This window comes from Arthrobacter sp. TE12232 (genome assembly GCF_054062615.1).
The window spans coordinates 3,452,073-3,467,549 of sequence record NZ_JBSSFK010000001.1 but is presented as its reverse complement, the minus strand read 5'-3'; the positions used below and the strand labels follow the sequence as shown (position 1 = coordinate 3,467,549).

At 67.0% G+C, this 15,477-nt stretch carries 12 protein-coding genes; 9 read left to right on the top strand and 3 right to left on the bottom strand.

Annotation, left to right across the window (positions count from 1 at the left end; all coding sequences use genetic code 11):
• Positions 1–37 precede the first annotated feature (37 nt).
• From ACVWZ7_RS15435 to ACVWZ7_RS15425, 3 genes are all read left to right on the top strand, one after another.
• Positions 38–442: a DUF7793 family protein gene (locus ACVWZ7_RS15435; RefSeq protein ID WP_425547115.1), complete on the top strand. Its 405-nt coding sequence runs from the start codon at positions 38–40 to the stop codon at positions 440–442.
• Entirely contained in the window at positions 429–1,961 is a 1,533-nt protein-coding gene (locus ACVWZ7_RS15430; protein WP_344361917.1) for a putative bifunctional diguanylate cyclase/phosphodiesterase, read from the top strand. The genes ACVWZ7_RS15435 and ACVWZ7_RS15430 overlap by 14 nt, the downstream gene beginning before the upstream one ends.
• 92 nt (positions 1,962–2,053) lie before the next feature.
• Positions 2,054–2,839, top strand: coding sequence for a methyltransferase (locus ACVWZ7_RS15425; RefSeq protein ID WP_456508386.1), 786 nt, complete (start codon positions 2,054–2,056; stop codon positions 2,837–2,839).
• Here the strand turns inward: ACVWZ7_RS15425 and ACVWZ7_RS15420 are convergent.
• Complete coding sequence (locus ACVWZ7_RS15420) at positions 2,836–3,708, bottom strand: universal stress protein (protein ID WP_344361911.1); 873 nt, start codon at positions 3,706–3,708, stop codon at positions 2,836–2,838. The two genes, ACVWZ7_RS15425 and ACVWZ7_RS15420, sit on opposite strands and share 4 nt — an antisense overlap.
• Positions 3,709–3,898: 190 nt before the next feature.
• On the opposite strand from ACVWZ7_RS15420, the gene ACVWZ7_RS15415 reads away from it, so the two are divergent.
• Positions 3,899–4,663 carry an AMIN-like domain-containing (lipo)protein gene (locus ACVWZ7_RS15415; protein ID WP_456508385.1) on the top strand — a complete coding sequence of 255 codons (765 nt, stop codon included), beginning with the start codon at positions 3,899–3,901 and terminating at the stop codon, positions 4,661–4,663.
• Positions 4,664–4,789: 126 nt separating this feature from the next.
• Here ACVWZ7_RS15415 and gabT read toward each other — a convergent pair whose 3' ends face one another.
• A complete protein-coding gene (gabT, locus tag ACVWZ7_RS15410; protein ID WP_091251295.1) occupies positions 4,790–6,145 on the bottom strand; it encodes a 4-aminobutyrate--2-oxoglutarate transaminase in 1,356 nt (451 codons plus the stop codon).
• A 119-nt stretch (positions 6,146–6,264) separates the two neighbouring features.
• On the bottom strand, positions 6,265–7,695 hold the full coding sequence (locus tag ACVWZ7_RS15405) for a gamma-aminobutyraldehyde dehydrogenase (protein WP_456508384.1): 1,431 nt from the start codon (positions 7,693–7,695) through the stop codon (positions 6,265–6,267).
• Between the two features lie 146 nt (positions 7,696–7,841).
• Here ACVWZ7_RS15405 and ACVWZ7_RS15400 point away from each other — a divergent pair, with 146 nt between their 5' ends.
• From ACVWZ7_RS15400 to ACVWZ7_RS15380, 5 genes are all read left to right on the top strand, one after another.
• The gene (locus ACVWZ7_RS15400; protein WP_456508383.1) at positions 7,842–9,284 is read left to right on the top strand and encodes a PucR family transcriptional regulator; all 1,443 of its coding nucleotides are present in this window, start codon (positions 7,842–7,844) and stop codon (positions 9,282–9,284) included.
• Positions 9,285–9,395: 111 nt separating this feature from the next.
• The gene (locus tag ACVWZ7_RS15395; protein WP_116765198.1) at positions 9,396–10,685 is read left to right on the top strand and encodes an MFS transporter; all 1,290 of its coding nucleotides are present in this window, start codon (positions 9,396–9,398) and stop codon (positions 10,683–10,685) included.
• On the top strand, positions 10,682–11,362 hold the full coding sequence (locus ACVWZ7_RS15390; RefSeq protein WP_456508382.1) for a FadR/GntR family transcriptional regulator: 681 nt from the start codon (positions 10,682–10,684) through the stop codon (positions 11,360–11,362). Before ACVWZ7_RS15395 ends, ACVWZ7_RS15390 begins: the two co-directional genes overlap by 4 nt.
• Positions 11,363–11,747: 385 nt before the next feature.
• Positions 11,748–12,587 carry a polyphosphate kinase 2 gene (ppk2, locus tag ACVWZ7_RS15385; RefSeq protein ID WP_456508381.1) on the top strand — a complete coding sequence of 280 codons (840 nt, stop codon included), beginning with the start codon at positions 11,748–11,750 and terminating at the stop codon, positions 12,585–12,587.
• Between the two features lie 28 nt (positions 12,588–12,615).
• Positions 12,616–15,384, top strand: coding sequence for a cation-translocating P-type ATPase (locus ACVWZ7_RS15380; RefSeq protein WP_456508380.1), 2,769 nt, complete (start codon positions 12,616–12,618; stop codon positions 15,382–15,384).
• Positions 15,385–15,477: the final 93 nt, after the last annotated feature.

Here is a 15,477-nt window from a genome sequence, read left to right as displayed (position 1 = left end):
TGTCATCATGAAGGACACGTTGGGGCGGAATTAAGGATTGCTGGTGCCAGAAAACGATCTTGAGACTCCGGGCGGCCGGGATATCTCGTCCCTGGGCTTCGACAGCAGCGGTATCCTGCGCCTCGAGTGGGCCCGGGGCATCGTCATTGACGCCCCGAATGCCCAACTCGCCATGGATCGGGTCAATGCCATGTGCGACGGCCGGCCCACGCCGCTGCTGATCGACATGGCCACCACGGAATCCGTCAGCCGGGCCGCGCGGGCCGTGTTCGCCAAACGCTGTGACGCGTCGGCCATCGCGCTGCTGGGCGCGTCCGCCGTTGACCGGGTTCTCGCCAACTTCTTCCTGGGCGTCAATTCGGCACCGGTCCCCACGCGCTTTTTCACCGACCGCGATGAGGCGGTCCGCTGGCTGATATCGCAGGGCCATGACGGGGCGTGATGACGACCGCCGCCTCGAGGAACTCGTAGACGGCATCGTCGTGCTGTCCTCGGGCGATCTTTCAAACCGTCTGGAGGTCTCACCGGCACGGGACGGCATCGACGCTGTCACGACCGGCATCAACCTGCTCGCTGAAGAGCTTCAAAGCATGTACGAAGACATGGAAGTCCGGGTCGCCGAGCGGACCGCGCTCCTGGAAGCGGCCAAAGCCGAACTCCGGCGCGTGATCAACACTGACGAGTTGACGGGGCTGGCCAGCCGCTCGCTGCTGCAGGAAAAAGTGGCCGAGGCCGTCACCGGAGCCGGCCGGGGCCCCCAGCCCGCGCTCATCCTGCTGGACCTCGACTCCTTCCGGCTCATCAATGACAGCCTTGGCCACGCGGCCGGGGACGCCGTCCTGCGGGAGGCAGCCCTGCGGCTGGGCGCCGCGGCCGGGGCCCGTCACTTGATCGCACGCCTCAGCGGCGATGAGTTCGCCGTGCTCGTGGTGGACCAGGAACCGGACGCCGTGCTGGAGATCGCGTCCCGCCTTAGCGAATCGCTGAAGGACAGAATCGTTGCCGGCGGCGTCGCGGTCGCCCTGACGGCCGGAACCGGGGTGCGGCTGGGCGAACCCGGGCTGAGCAGCGAGGAGCTCATCCGCGATGCCAACATCGCCATGCATGAGGCCAAGAAGCGCGGCCGGGACACCCTCCTGGTGTTTTCCGCGGCCATGCACGAGGCCGCCAAGCAGCGGGTTCACCTGGTGGCCGAGCTCCGGACGGCGCTGGCAACGGACGAGCTCGAGCTGGAATACCAGCCCATCATGGATCTGCGCACGGGGACGATTGCCGGGACGGAGGCCCTGATCCGGTGGCGCCACCCGGACCTGGGGCTGCTGGCGCCGGATACGTTCCTCGACGCCGCTGACGAGGCCGGGCTCACGGTGGAAATCGGCCACTGGGTGCTCCGGAACGCCATCGCGCAAACCGGGCGCTGGAAGTCCGATCCGGGGCTTCCGGCGGACTTCAGCACCCATATCAATCTCTCACCGGCGGACCTGCACCATGTCGATCTGGCGCCGTATGTCGAAGACCTGCTGGTCCGGCACGGCGTCGAACCGCGCCATATCTCGATTGAAATCACCGAGACCGCGATCATGCGCGGCGGTCCGGAAGTGGCAGCCACCATGCAGTCGCTCAATGACCTTGGCGTCCGGATCGAGATCGACGACTTCGGTACGGGCTATTCCTCCATCAGCTACCTGCGCACCCTCCCTGCCTCGCAGGCGAAGATCGACAAGTCCCTCCTGGACGGGCTGACCACGGACCGGCAGCAGGAGACCTTCGTCGCGGCCATCTTGCAGCTGATCCATTCCGCCGGCCTGGGTGCCGTGGCCGAGGGTATCGAGGACCGGGAGCAGGCGGACCGGCTGCGGCACCTGGACTGTGAATTCGGCCAGGGATATTTCTTCAGCCGGCCCCTGCCCGTTGCGGACATGACGGACCTGCTGGCGCACAGGGACGGTGCAGCCGCATGAGCGGAGCCGGTACGGGGGGCACGAGAAACACAAGTACGCCGAAGACAGCCACGAAAAACACAGGCACGCACAAGGCGGCGGATACGCTCTGGATGGTGGCCCGGGTGGTGGCCCTGTCCCTGCACCGGCCCCGGCGCCCGGACCGGCGCTGGGATGAGTTCTGGCGCGGAGTGTCGCAGGGAGTGCTTACGGAACCGATCATCTGGGATACTTCGACCGCCGGCGACGACGAAGTGAGGCAGCATCTGCGGGCCATGGCGGCCCTGATGGACACCAGCCTTCCGGTGGTCGATCTGGGCTGCGGGAACGGAGCCCTCTCGTGCCGGCTCGTCGAGGTCTTCCCCTCGGTGCTGGGCGTCGATGTCTCGCCTGCGGCCGTGGCCGCGGCGCAGTCCGCCCATGCGCACGTCCCGGGCCTCAGCTTCCGGAGCCTGGATGCCACCCGGCCGGCTGCCGCGGCCGCGCTCGCGCACGAACTCGGCGACGTCAATGTCTTTGTCCGCGGCGTCTTCCACGTCCTTAGCCGGCGGCGCAAGGCACGCCTTGCGGACTCCATCAAAGCGCTCCTCGGAGCCCAGGGACGGATTTACCTGGTGGAGACAAATGTCCCGGGCGGGGCGCTGAGCTATCTTCGGGGCCTGGGCGCCACGGGCGAGCGGATCCCGGGACCGCTCCGCCAGGCAATTTCTGCCTTGCCGAAACCGGGCCATTTCGGCCCCAGGCAACGCTCGCGGGCGTTCCCCGAACGGCACTGGACCCTCATCGCGGAAGGTCCCGGTGTCCTGGCAACGGTGCCGATGGAGACCGGCGGACCGCCCGGCAGCATTCCGGCCTACTGGGCGGTCCTGGCCCCGCGGCCCCAAACCTCCGGAACTTAGACCTCCGGGAAGGTATCCACCCGCTGGTAGTCGCGCGGCACAACCACCATCGGCACCGGGAGGGCGCGCAGCACCTTGTTGGCGGTACTGCCGATGAAGAGTTTGTATTTCTCCGCCAGACGGGAGGATCCCACGATCATGACCTCGCCGTCGTCCCATTCCAGGTCGTCGATCGCTTCCTCGATCGTGCGCCCGTGGGCGACCTCCACACTGACGTGGTGGCCCTCAGGCAGGCGGTGCGCGGCGGCGGCGAGCACGGTATTGGCATGGATGTGGGCCGCGTTGACGTTTTCCCCGCCCTCCTCGTCGACGTCCAGTTCCACAAGGGAGACCAGCCGGAGCGGGACGCCGCGGCGCTCGGCGGATTCTATTGCAACGTCGATCGCCGCTTCTGCCCCGGGGCGCTGGCCCACGGCGAGGGTCAGGCGCGTGATGGGTTCGGTCCGGCGGTAACCGCGCGGCGCAAGTGCCACCGGAACCGGGGCGGCGTGCAGGAGCGCGTTGGCCACGCTGCCTATGGTGTGCCGCTTGAAGAGGCCGTTGCTGGCGGCGCCGACCACGATCAGGCCGGCCCGGTACTCGAGAGCCGCGTCAATGAGGCCGGCCGCGAACGAGTCCGCCTGGCGGACGTGAAAGTGCGCCTCCAGCCCTTCCGGAACCAGGGCCATACCCTCTCGTTCCGCCGAGTGGATATGCTGTTCCGCGGTCTGGGCGCGGCTTCCTTCCGGTTTCACGGCCGGATAGGGCGTGTGCCGGTCCACCACATAGACAAGGTCAAGATGCGCTCCCTGGGCCCGGGCCATGGCCGCAGCCAGGGCAACGGCGTCCGCGCCGCGTTCAGTGGGCGTATAACCGACTACGTATCGCATGTATGAACCCCTTATGGGTCTGTGGCAGACACCAGCAGCGCCCCGGGGGTTCCGGGCGTCGTCGGCCGGTCTGCGTTCCTGCAGTGGTAGGAATGACTCTAGTCCAGGGACCGCAGAAACGGTGGTGACTTATGGCCCTGAGCTGCACAATCTTCTGTGTCTACGCTGGGATGGTCGAGGGGAGACCATCATGAACGCCATCAGCAACCGCAGGTGCCGGCCGCGGACTGCCGGGCTGGGAGCTTTGACGCTCCTGCTGGTCCTCACCGCCTGCACCCCGCCCGCGCCGCAGCCGTCGGCCAGCAGCCAGCCGCCGTCGCCTTCGCCGACCGCGACGGCGAGCCCTTCGGCGACCGGTGATGCTGATGAAACGGCACCCCCGCAACCCGGCGACAAGGTGATCTCGTCCACGATCACCCACGACTGGTCGGTGCCAAAGTCCGGCACCCCGTTCCACACGGACCACGAGAACCCCGTGCCAATCGCGCCTCCGCCGGCGGCCCCGCTGCCCACGCTGTACGCCATCGGCGCGGGCCAGCACCCCGCCGACACCCCGCCCTATGACCAGCTGAGCTTCCGGTTCAACGGCGGCTTCCCCAGCTACGACGTCGAGGTGGTCCCCGAGCTCGTCGCCGACGGCAGCGGTCAGCCGATCGACATGCCGGGAACGGGAACCATCCTTGAGGTGACGTTCCACGGCGCCCAGGCGCACACCGCGGACGGCAAGGCCAGCACGGTGACGAGCGCCCCGGCGCCGTCGATCGGTTACAGGGCACTCACGAGCTACGCGCCGGCAGGGGACTTCGAGGGCGTGCTGACATACGGGATCGGCGTCGGCCGGCCCATGTCCACGGTCCCGGAGACGAAGGTGCGCGTTTACGAGGTGGAGAAAATCGAGCAGGGCCAGCACCTGTATGTCGTGGCGATCCAGCTGGACGCGACCGCCTGGAAGTAGCGAACGGGAAGTCAGGGCTAAAACAGCGGAAGAGCCGCGGATGATGTGTCCGCGGCTCTTCCGTTTTTCCGGCTAGACCGGTCTCCGGGAAGGGATTGCCTTCCCGGCAGTTTGTTGGCTAGTGGCTCAGGCGTTGGCCTTGATGGCCGCGGCCAGGACCTCGAGTCCGTCCAGCAGCAACTCGTCGCTGATCACCAGCGGAGGCAGCAGCCGGATGACGTTGCCGTAGGTGCCGCAGGTGAGGATGATGACACCCTCCTTGAGGCAGGCCGCGGCGACGGCCTTGGTCAGCTCCGGGTTCGGTTCCTTGGAACCGGCCTGGACGAGCTCGATCGCCAGCATGGCGCCGCGGCCGCGGACATCGCCGATGACGGGCTGCTCGCTCGCCAGTTCACGCAGCTTGCCGAGGGCGATCTCCTCGATGTGCTTGGCGCGGGCGTTGAGGTTGTACTGCTCCATCGAGCCGATGGATGCCAGAGCGGCGGCGCACGCGACCGGGTTGCCGCCGTAGGTGCCGCCGAGGCCGCCGGGGTGGACTGCGTCGAGGAGGTCGGCACGGCCGGTGATGGCGGAGAGCGGCATGCCGCCGGCGATGCCCTTGGCCATGGTCAGGATGTCCGGGACAACACCTTCGTGGTTCACGGCGAACCATTCGCCGGTGCGGCAGAAGCCGGACTGGACCTCGTCGGCGATGAAGACGATGCCCTTGTCCTTGGCCCACGCGGCCAGCGCCGGCAGGAAACCCTCGGCCGGGACAATGAAGCCGCCCTCGCCCTGGATGGGTTCGATGATGATGGCGGCAACCTGGTCGCCGCCGATCTGCTTCTCGATCATGGTGATGGCGCGCTTGGCGGCCTCGGCACCGGTGATCTCCGGGTTTTCCTCGCGGAACGGGTAGCTCATCGGCATGCGGTAGACCTCGGGCGCAAACGGGCCGAAGTTGGTCTTGTACGGCATGGCCTTGGCGGTCAGCGCCATGGTCAGGTTGGTGCGGCCGTGGTAGGCGTGGTCAAAGGCGACGACGGCGTCCCGGCCGGTTGCCAGGCGGGCCACCTTGATGGCGTTCTCGACAGCCTCGGCACCGGAATTGAAGAGCACGGTGCGCTTCTCGTGGTCGCCCGGGGTGAGGCGGTTCAGCTGCTCGGCAACGGCCACGTAGCCTTCGTAGGGCGTGACCATGAAGCACGTGTGGGTGAAGTGCTCCACGGCTTCCTTCACGGCGCCGACGACGGCGGGGTCCGAGGCGCCGACGCTCGTCACGGCAATGCCGGAGCCGAGGTCGATGAAGGAGTTGCCGTCGACGTCATGGATGATGCCGCCGTCGGCGTCGGCCACGAACACCGGAACGCTGGACGCGACGCCGGCGGCGACGACCGCCTTGCGGCGCTCGGTCAGGGCAACGGACTTGGGACCCGGGAAGTCGGCCTGGACGCGGCGCTTCTGCTCAAGCCGGTAGGTGATGTCATGTGCGGTGGTGGTCATGGGAAAGCCTTTCTAAGCGTGCGGTGAAGCGCGCGAGTTATGCGTCAGGTTGAGTTATGCCACTGCGTTATGCGACAGGGTTATGCATCTGCGTTATGCGACAGCGTTATGCATCTGCGTTATGCGTCGAGCGCACTCATGACGTGCTTGATGCGGGTGTAGTCCTCGACGCCGTACATGGACAGGTCCTTGCCGTAGCCGGACTGCTTGAAGCCGCCGTGCGGCATTTCGGCGGTGAGGAGGATGTGGGTGTTGATCCAGACGGCGCCGAAATCGAGGTCGCGGCTCAGGCGCATGGCCGTGCCGTGGTTCGAGGTCCAGACGCTGGAGGCCAAGGCGTAGTCGACGTCGTTCGCCAGTTCCACGGCCTCGCCCTCGGTGCTGAACTTCTGCACCGTGATGACGGGACCAAAGGCTTCCTTCTGCACGATGTCGTCGCTCTGCTTGGCGCCGGTGACGATGGTGGGCTCGAAGAAGAAGCCCTTGTCCCCCGCCTGATGGCCGCCGGTCTCGATTTTGCAGTTTTCCGGCAGGGACTCCACCAGGGCCTTGACCGTGTTGAAGTGGTTGACGTTGTTCAGCGGGCCGAAGTAGTTGTCTTCGTCGTTCTGCGAGCCGGTGCGCAGGGTCTTGGTGTGTTCCACGAGGGCTGCCACGAGGTCGTCGTAGGCGGAGTCCTGGACCAGGACGCGGGCGATGGCGGTGCAGTCCTGGCCGGCGTTGAAGAAGGCGAACTCGGCGATGGCGGCGGCGCTCTTCTTGATGTCGGCGTCGGCGAAAACGACCGCAGGGGCCTTCCCGCCGAGTTCCAGGTGGGCCCGCTTAAGTCCCTTGGCGGCGCCCGACGCGACGGCGATGCCGGCGCGGACGGAGCCGGTGATGGAGACCAGGCCGGGGACCTTGTGCTCCACCATCAGGGCGCCGGTCTCGCCGGTGCCCAAGACCACGTTCAGCACGCCGGCCGGGAAGATCTCGCCGGCAAGCCGGGCCAGGACCAGGGTGGATTCCGGGGTGGTGTCCGAGGGCTTGAGAACCACGGTGTTGCCGGCGGCCAGGGCGGGGCCGATCTTCCAGATGCCCATGAGGAACGGGTAGTTCCACGGGGCGACCTGGGCCACGACGCCGATCGGTTCCCGCCGTACGTAGGAGGTGTGGCCTTCGAAGTACTCGCCGGCGGACTTGCCTTCCATGATGCGGGCCGCACCGGCGAAGAAGCGCAGCTGGTCGGCACCGGCGGCGACTTCCTCCGAGGCGATCAGGGAGCGGACCTGGCCGGTGTTGCGGTGCTGGGCCTCAACGATTTCGTCGCTGTTAGCCTCGACGGCATCCGCGAGCTTGAGCAGCATAAGCTGGCGCTGCCCGGGCGTGGTGTGCTTCCAGGTCTTGAAGGCGTTCTTGGCAGCCGTCATGGCGGCGTCGACGTCGGCCTGCACCGAGATCGGCGACTGTGCCACGACGTCTCCGTTGGTGGGGTTCACGATGGGCATCATCCCTGTGCCGGCGGGGGTGACAAACTCGCCGTTGATGAAGTTCTGCAAGGTTTGAACCACGGTGTACAACCTCTTTCTTACTGCCAATGACGGATGTGGGGCTGGTCACGAGCCTATGCCAGCGGGGCAAGCCAGGGAATAGGCACCTGCACACCATCCCCGCAATGCTTTAGTGCGCTTGACCAGCACCCGGCTATCCTGAATCCATGGCCATTTCACTCGCCGCACTACTGGGTGTGCCGTCCCTCAAACTCACCAAGGCCGGCCTCGCCGAAACCACCTGGCACCAGGACATTCTCTGGGTGGCCGTCACCGAACAGGAGGACCCGCAGCGGTTCCTCAACGGCGGCGAACTGATCCTGACCACGGGCATGCGGCTCAAGAGCGCCGCGGAGCAGCGCCGCTTCGTGCGCCAGGTCCAGCGGGCCGGGGCCGTCGGGATCGGCTTCGGGGTCGGCCTGACGCACGACGCCGTGCCGCCGGCCCTGATCGCCGAGGCCAACCGCTGGGGGCTGCCGGTGGTGGAAGTACCGTACGAGACCCCCTTCATTGCCATCGGCAAGATCGTGGCCGACGCCCAGTCGGCGGACCACCTGGTCAAGCTCGAGCGACTCATTGCCGGGCACCAGATCCTGGCCCGGGCCTTGCTGACCGGCGGCGGGCTCGCCGAACTCCTGAAACATCTGGGGTCGATGCTGCGCACCGAGATCGTCCTGACCCAGTTCACGGCGCAGCTGTACAACAGCGTGCCCGGCCACCCCGCCCCCACGGCCGAGGGCTGGGCGTCGTACCCCATCCCGACCGGCCGCCGCGATGCCTGCACACTGTGGGTGAAGCAGCCGTTCGAGGACTCGGGCATTGTGGGCTACGCCCAGAACCTGATCAGCGTCGAACTCAATAACATGGTCAAGCAGCGCCAGGCCCAGCGGGCGCTGGCCGGCCAGGTCCTCGAAGACGTCATCCACGGGACGTTGGAGACCTCCGAAGCCACCCGGCGCCTCGCCGGCATCGGCATCAACAGCACCCGCAAGAACGTGGTCCTACTCGCCGAATCGGCGGCCCACAACAAGCAGCTCGGAAGTTCATCCCTGCCCCAGCCGCTCGAAGCGGCGGTCAGCGCCGTTGTCGGGAAGGACCTCGTGGTGGTGATGCCCGATGACGGCAGCGGCGCCAGCGCGCTGGCCCGCCGCCTGAGCGACCACCTCGCGGAGGCCGGGATCCATGCCACGATCGGCATCGGCGGTGCCTACACCAAGCCGAACGGCCTGCGGTGGAGCTATTTTGAAGCCCGCGATGCGGCCACCCACGGCCTGCCGGTCAACGAGCCCGAGCGGCTGAGCCTGACCTCGCTGCTGCTGGCCAGTGAGGACGTTCCACTGGCGGACATGGCCAACGAGTCACTGAACCCCCTGCGGGCCTTTGACGCAGCACACGGCGCCGAGCTCATGACCACACTGGAAAGCTACCTCAACAACAACGGCTCGGTGGCGGCCGTCGCCGAGGAACTCACCCTGCACCGCAACACGGTCCGCTACCGGCTGGCACAGATCACCGAGCTCACCGGCTACGACCCCGCCCAGACACCGGACCGGGTGCAGCTCTGGCTCGCCCTGGCGGTCCAGCGGCTCAGCGCCCGGCACCCGCGCTGACCCTCGCCCTCCGCCCCAGCCCGTCCCCCCAAGCAACGCGGGGGTTGTCTCTTACGGAGATATTCGCCACTAAAGGGTGAGACTCAAACATCAAACGTCTAACCTTTAGTTATGGCTAGCAGCACGGCGGTTTCCGCTCTCCCCCAAACAGCTCCACCCGGCACCCGGCGCCCCCGCGGCGTGATCGTGGCCGGCGTCGTGGCGCTCGTACTGATCGGCCTGAACCTCCGCGCCGGCATTACCGGCTCCGCCGCACTGTTCCACGACCTGCAGGCCGTCCTGGGGTACGGCCCGCTGATCGCGGCCCTGCTCCCCTCGATCCCCACCCTGTGTTTCGCGGTGGCCGGGGCTGCCACCTCCTGGCTCACCCGGCAGCTGGGGCTGGAAAAGGCCATCCTGCTGTCCCTCGTGATGCTGGCCGCGGGACTGTTGCTCCGGGGCATCCCCTCCACCGGAATGCTGCTCGCCGGGACCGTGGCGGGAATGTCCGGGCTGGCCGTCTGCAATGTGGCGATGCCCGCCTTCATCAGAGTGCATTTCGCGGACCGCACGTCGCTCATGACCGCCCTGTATACCTTGACCATGACCACCGGCGCCACTGTCACCGCCGTGCTGATCGTGCCGGTGGCGCAGGCCCTTGGCTCGCCATCCGCGGGCGTCGGGTCCATCGGGATCCTGGCCCTGTGCGCCTGCCTCGGCTTCCTCCCGATCGCGGTGCACGCCCACCGCAACGCGTCGCCTGTCAAGGCCGCCCGGGTTTCCCCGTGGCCTCTGCTGCGGACCCGCACCGGCGCGCTGATCACCCTCGGCTTCACGGTGCAGGCGCTCCTGGCCTATGCCGTCCTCAGCTGGTTCCCGTACATGCTGGCCACGACCGGGCTCTCCGCGTCCGACAGCGGGCTGATGTTCGGGCTCATGCAGCTCGTCTCCGTCCCTGCCGGCATGGTGCTGGTCGCCATCGGCTCGCGCCCCCGGATGCTGCGGACCTCGTTCTACCTGGCCACGGTGACAATGGCGTTCGGCGTCCTGGCCATGCTGGTCCTCCCCGCTTCCTGGGCTCCGCTGACCGCGGTGCTGCTGGGCTTCGGGCTCGGGATCTTCCCGCTGGTCATGGTGATGATCAGCCGCAGCGGCCGCACCACGGCCGAGACCACCGCGCTGTCCACCGTGGCCCAGTCCGCCGGGTACCTGCTGGCGACCCTCGGACCGTTCGGCATGGGCCTGCTGCACAGTGCCACCAACTCCTGGACTCTGCCGTTGGCGCTCCTGCTGGCAGTGGCCCTGGGCCAGATCGCCGTGGGCCACCTGCTGACGGGCCGGCCCACAGAGCAACGGCCGGCGAAACTCCCGCCTGCTGCCCCGCACACCGCTTCGCACCCGCTGGAAGGAATCCGGCGATGACACTCACTTCTTCGCACCGGCCTCCGTTGGCGGAGGAAATCACTGCCAAGCTGCGGGCGCTGATCCACTCGGGCGAGTGGCCGCTGCAGCAGCGCATTCCGGCCGAACCGGAACTGATGGCCGCGTTCGGCGTCTCCCGCGGCACCCTGCGCGAGGCCATCAAGGCGCTCGCCCACAGCGGCATGCTTGAAGTCCGCCGCGGGGACGGCACTTACGTGCGCGCCACCAGTGAGATCGCGGGGGCCACGCAGCGGATGTATGCGGACCACTCCCAGGGGCACATCCTGGAGGTCCGCGTCGGGCTGGACACCCAGGCCGCCCGGCTTGCCGCACGCCACGCCACGGCCGACGACGTCGCCGCCCTGCGCGCATTTCTCGACAAACGCCGCGCAGCCTGGCTGGCCGAAGATTATCCGGCGTGGGCCCGCGCCGATTGGGACTTCCATGTGCGGGTGGCCCAGGCCTCCGCCAACCCGCTCCTGCACGAGCTATATGTCAGTTTCGGTGTCGTCTTCCACAATGATCTGCTCCGGCAGCAGCGGCGGGTCGGTTTCAATGGACTGCCGCATGAGGGCCACGACGAACTGGTGGACGCTATTGCCGCACGTGATGAGGCGGCCGCCGTCGAGAGCGTCACCCGGAACCTGAACTCCTGCGCGGAGTGGCTGCAGGAATAGTTCCCGAGGGTTTTCCGAAGGTGCCGGGACAATGCTCTGTCTCAGCCTGTGCCCCCGCGCCCAGCAGCGGGGGCCCGGCAGGCCAAGGGCCTCCGGGCAGGAACTTCCGTTCCCCCCCCGGGGGCCTTTGTGCTGCTCCGAGTGCATCGCCGCCCACGCCGGGCCGTCCCGTCATGCCGTGTTCAGGTGCAGCTCAATAGGGTCTTAGTGCCGTAGACCCTGCCCTGGCCAGGGTCAACACTGAAAGTTGCAGGACGCTGCGCGAGCGTTCACGCGATTGGTGCACGTGCTCTTCCGCACACTACCCGGACTACTATGCCGGACTCACCGGATCTCGCAGTGCGGCACCTTGATTCGCCCCAGCAAGGACTCGGCGAGGAGGTCGATGGTGGGCAAGAAGAAGAAAAAGAAGAGCGCCGGCGGAAAATCGGGGCAGGACGAGCAAACCACAACAAAAATGCGCCGCAAGGAATATGAGGCGGAGATGGCCGTCCTGCAAGGCGAGTTGGTGGCCCTGCAGGAGTGGGTGAAGTCCACCGGCGCCAAGATCTGCATCGTGTTTGAGGGCCGCGATACGGCCGGCAAGGGCGGCACCATCAAACGTATCGTCGAGCGGGTGAGCCCCCGGGTGTTCCGGGTGGTGGCGCTCCCCACCCCGACAGAGCGGGAAAAGTCCCAGATGTACCTGCAGCGGTATATGTCGCACTTTCCCGCGGCCGGCGAGGTGGTCATCTTCGACCGCAGCTGGTACAACCGGGCGGGCGTGGAGCGTGTGATGGGCTTTTGCACCCCGGAGCAGACCGAGAGGTTCCTGAACATGACCCCGCTGGTGGAAAAGGCGATGGTCGACTCCGGAATGATCCTGCTCAAGTACTGGCTCGAGGTCAGTGCGGACGAGCAGACCCGGCGGCTTGAGAGCCGCATGGACGATCCCCGCAAGACATGGAAGCTGTCCCCCATGGATATGTTGTCCTACAGCCGCTGGTACGACTACTCCCGGGCCAGGGACGCCATGTTCGAGGCAACAGACACCGCCTGGGCACCGTGGTACGTCGTGAATAACGAGGTCAAGAAGCGCGGGCGGCTCAACATCATCAGCCACCTGCTCAGCCAGGTGCCCTATGAGCCGTTCCCCGGGCTCGACGTCGAGCTCCCGAAGCGTCAGAAGGCCGGCGACTACCGGGAGCCGACCCTGGCGGTGCGGCACATCCCGACCCCGTTCTGAGCAGCGCCCCGGCGATGAGGAGAAAGTCATGAATGACAATTCCGGAGCCGCAGCGGGCTTGGCCCCCGCCGAGGCGGAGGCGACGTGGTACGCGCTGGCGCCCGCGGACGTTGCAACCGAGCTGCGGGTGGACCCGGCCCGCGGCCTGAGCACGGCCGAGGCGCAGGAGAGGCTGGAGGAGTACGGACCGAACGCCCTGGCCGCCGCGAAGCCGGAGCCGGTGTGGAAACGGTTCTTCAAGCACTACCGGGACTACATGCAAATTGTGCTGGTGGTCGCCGCGCTGGTCAGCCTGCTGATCGCGGAATACGGAACAGCAATTGGGCTCGCCCTGCTGACGTTGTTCAACGCCTGGCTGGGATACCACCAGGAAGGCAAAGCCGAGGAAGCGGCCGCCTCCCTTGGCCAGATGATGAAGGCGATGGCCAAGGTGCGCCGCGACGGTGATGTTGTGGAGCTCCCCGCCGAGGAGATCGTGCCCGGGGACATCGTGGTGGTCGATGCCGGGGACCGCGTCCCCGCCGACGGCCGGATCATCCTGGCGGCGACCTTGCAGATCGAGGAAGGCGCCCTGACCGGCGAGAGCGTCGCAGTCGAGAAGGACACGGGGGCCATCACCCGGCACGATGTCGGCATCGGTGACCGCCTCAACATGGCGTTCATGAACACGAACGTGACCCGGGGCCACGGCGAGATCCTCGTTACCACCACGGGGATGGGCTCAGAGGTTGGCCACATCGCCAACATGCTGTCCGGGCAGAAAGTGGAAAAGACCCCCCTCACCAAGCAGGTGGACCGGCTCACCATCTTCATCATCATCGCGGCCCTCTTCGCCTTCGTCGCAATCGTCATCATGGGCCTGGCCGCGGGCGAATCCTTTGCGGTGCTCTTCGGGATCGGCGTGGCGCTGGCCGTCGGCTCGATCCCGGATGCGCTGCCCGCAGTCGTCACGACGATCCTGTCTGTCGGTTCGGTCAACATGGCCAAGAAGAACGCCATCATGAAGGTCCTGCCCGCGGTTGAGACGCTGGGCTCGACGTCGGCGATCAATTCGGACAAGACGGGCACCCTGACCCTGAACCAGATGACGGTGCGGGAGATCACCACAGTGCAGCACCACTACACCGTGAGTGGCGAGGGCTACAGCTTCGACGGCCAGGTCCAGCGGACCACCGGCGACGCCGAACGGAACCTCGACTACGTGATGTTCTCGTGCGCCCTGTGCAACGATTCCGACATCAATGACGGCGAGGTTGTCGGGGATCCCACCGAGGCGGCGCTGTACGTGCTCGCGCAGAAGGGCGGCGTGGACGTCAGGGAGTTCCGCCGCAACAACCCGCGCGTCGCGTCGGTCCCCTTCGACTCCGACTACAAGTTCATGGCCACCTTCCACCGGATGACCGGCGCCGACGGCAGGGCCGTGATCCGGGCCTACGTGAAGGGGGCACCCGATGTCCTGCTCAACAGGTCATCGTTCGCGCGGATGCCCGGCGAGCGGTCCGAGTCGCTCACCGAGGAGATGCGCGGGAAAGTGCTCGCCGAGAACGAGCGCATCGCCAGCCAGGGCCGTCGGGTGCTCGCCCTGGCGCAGCGGGAGTTCGATCCGGCGGCGTTCGACCCCTCGGGCGACCTCATGGCGCTCATGCAGGACTTGGAGATTACGGCGCTGATCGGCGAGGTCGACCCGCCGCGCGCCGAGGCGGTGGCCGCCATCGCGAAGGCCAAGCACGCCGGCATCCGGGTCCGGATGATCACCGGCGACCACGCCATAACGGCGGCGGCGATCGCCGATGAACTCGGCATCAGGGGCCGTGCGGTGACAGGTGCCGAGTTCGCCGCTATGAGTGATGCGGAGGCCGACAACCAGGTGGACGGGATCGGCGTGATCGCCCGGGTAGCTCCCGAACACAAAGTCCGGCTGGTCGAGGTGCTCAAGCGCAAGGGCCACGTCGTTGCCATGACCGGCGACGGCGTCAACGATGCCCCGGCGATCGCGGCGGCCGACATCGGGATCGCGATGGGCATCACGGGCACCGACGTCGCCAAGGGCGCGGCCAAGATGATCCTGGCCGACGACAATTTTGCCACCATCGTGGCGGCGGTCGAAGAGGGCCGGCTGGTGTACGACAACCTGCAGAAGTTCATCCGGATCCAGGTCGCCAACCTGTTTATGTTTATTCTGGCGTTCATCGGATCCTCCGCCTTCGCGATTGCCGGTACAGCGCTGCTCAGCCCGGCCCAGGTGTTGTGGATCCACATGGCAATCGTCGCCCCGATTGGCGCGGTGATGGGACTGGACCTCGCGACGCCGGGCATCATGAACCGCAAGCCGCGGCCCTTCAATCAGCCGATCATCGTCCGGTCGATGATGGTGCGGCTGTTCGTCGTCGGGCTGTTCATGGCGGCCGCGACGCTGATCCTCGTGCAGATCGGCAAGATCTCCTACGGCTCGCTCGAGATCGGCCAGAGCATGGCCATTGTGGGTCTCGGGTTGATGAATATCGCCGTCGCTCTCAACCTGCGCTACCCCACGGAGAGTGCCTTCGGGCCGTCCACCATATCCAACCCGAAACTGCTTTGGGCCTTCGCGTGGGCCTTCATCGGATCGATGCTGATTACCCAGATGCGGGTGCTGCAGGACCTGTTCGGCACCGTCCCGCTCACCGGCCAGCAGTGGGTGGCCTGCCTGGTTCCGGCGGCAGTGCTGTTGCTGCTCGGTGAACTCTTCAAACTGGTCCTGCGGGTCAGGCATGCAGGCGCGCACGCCAAGGGCGCGGCCCCGGCCGTTCCTGCGTAGACGGCCTATTCCTGGGTAGGCGTGCGACTGCTGAGGGCGACTGATACGGCAACTGCTGAGGGCCGGAACGCGACGTTCCGGCCCTCAGCGCGT

Excerpts from the sequence above, each read along its gene's own strand:
- ACVWZ7_RS15430 (WP_344361917.1), top strand. The coding sequence starts at position 429 with ATGACGGGGCGTGATGACGACCGCCGCCTCGAGGAACTCGTAGACGGC.
- ACVWZ7_RS15425 (WP_456508386.1), top strand. The coding sequence starts at position 2,054 with ATGGTGGCCCGGGTGGTGGCCCTGTCCCTGCACCGGCCCCGGCGCCCG.
- ACVWZ7_RS15420 (WP_344361911.1), bottom strand. The coding sequence starts at position 3,708 with ATGCGATACGTAGTCGGTTATACGCCCACTGAACGCGGCGCGGACGCC.
- ACVWZ7_RS15415 (WP_456508385.1), top strand. The coding sequence starts at position 3,899 with ATGAACGCCATCAGCAACCGCAGGTGCCGGCCGCGGACTGCCGGGCTG.
- gabT (WP_091251295.1), bottom strand. The coding sequence starts at position 6,145 with ATGACCACCACCGCACATGACATCACCTACCGGCTTGAGCAGAAGCGC.
- ACVWZ7_RS15400 (WP_456508383.1), top strand. The coding sequence starts at position 7,842 with ATGGCCATTTCACTCGCCGCACTACTGGGTGTGCCGTCCCTCAAACTC.
- ACVWZ7_RS15395 (WP_116765198.1), top strand. The coding sequence starts at position 9,396 with ATGGCTAGCAGCACGGCGGTTTCCGCTCTCCCCCAAACAGCTCCACCC.
- ACVWZ7_RS15390 (WP_456508382.1), top strand. The coding sequence starts at position 10,682 with ATGACACTCACTTCTTCGCACCGGCCTCCGTTGGCGGAGGAAATCACT.
- ppk2 (WP_456508381.1), top strand. The coding sequence starts at position 11,748 with ATGGTGGGCAAGAAGAAGAAAAAGAAGAGCGCCGGCGGAAAATCGGGG.
- ACVWZ7_RS15380 (WP_456508380.1), top strand. The coding sequence starts at position 12,616 with ATGAATGACAATTCCGGAGCCGCAGCGGGCTTGGCCCCCGCCGAGGCG.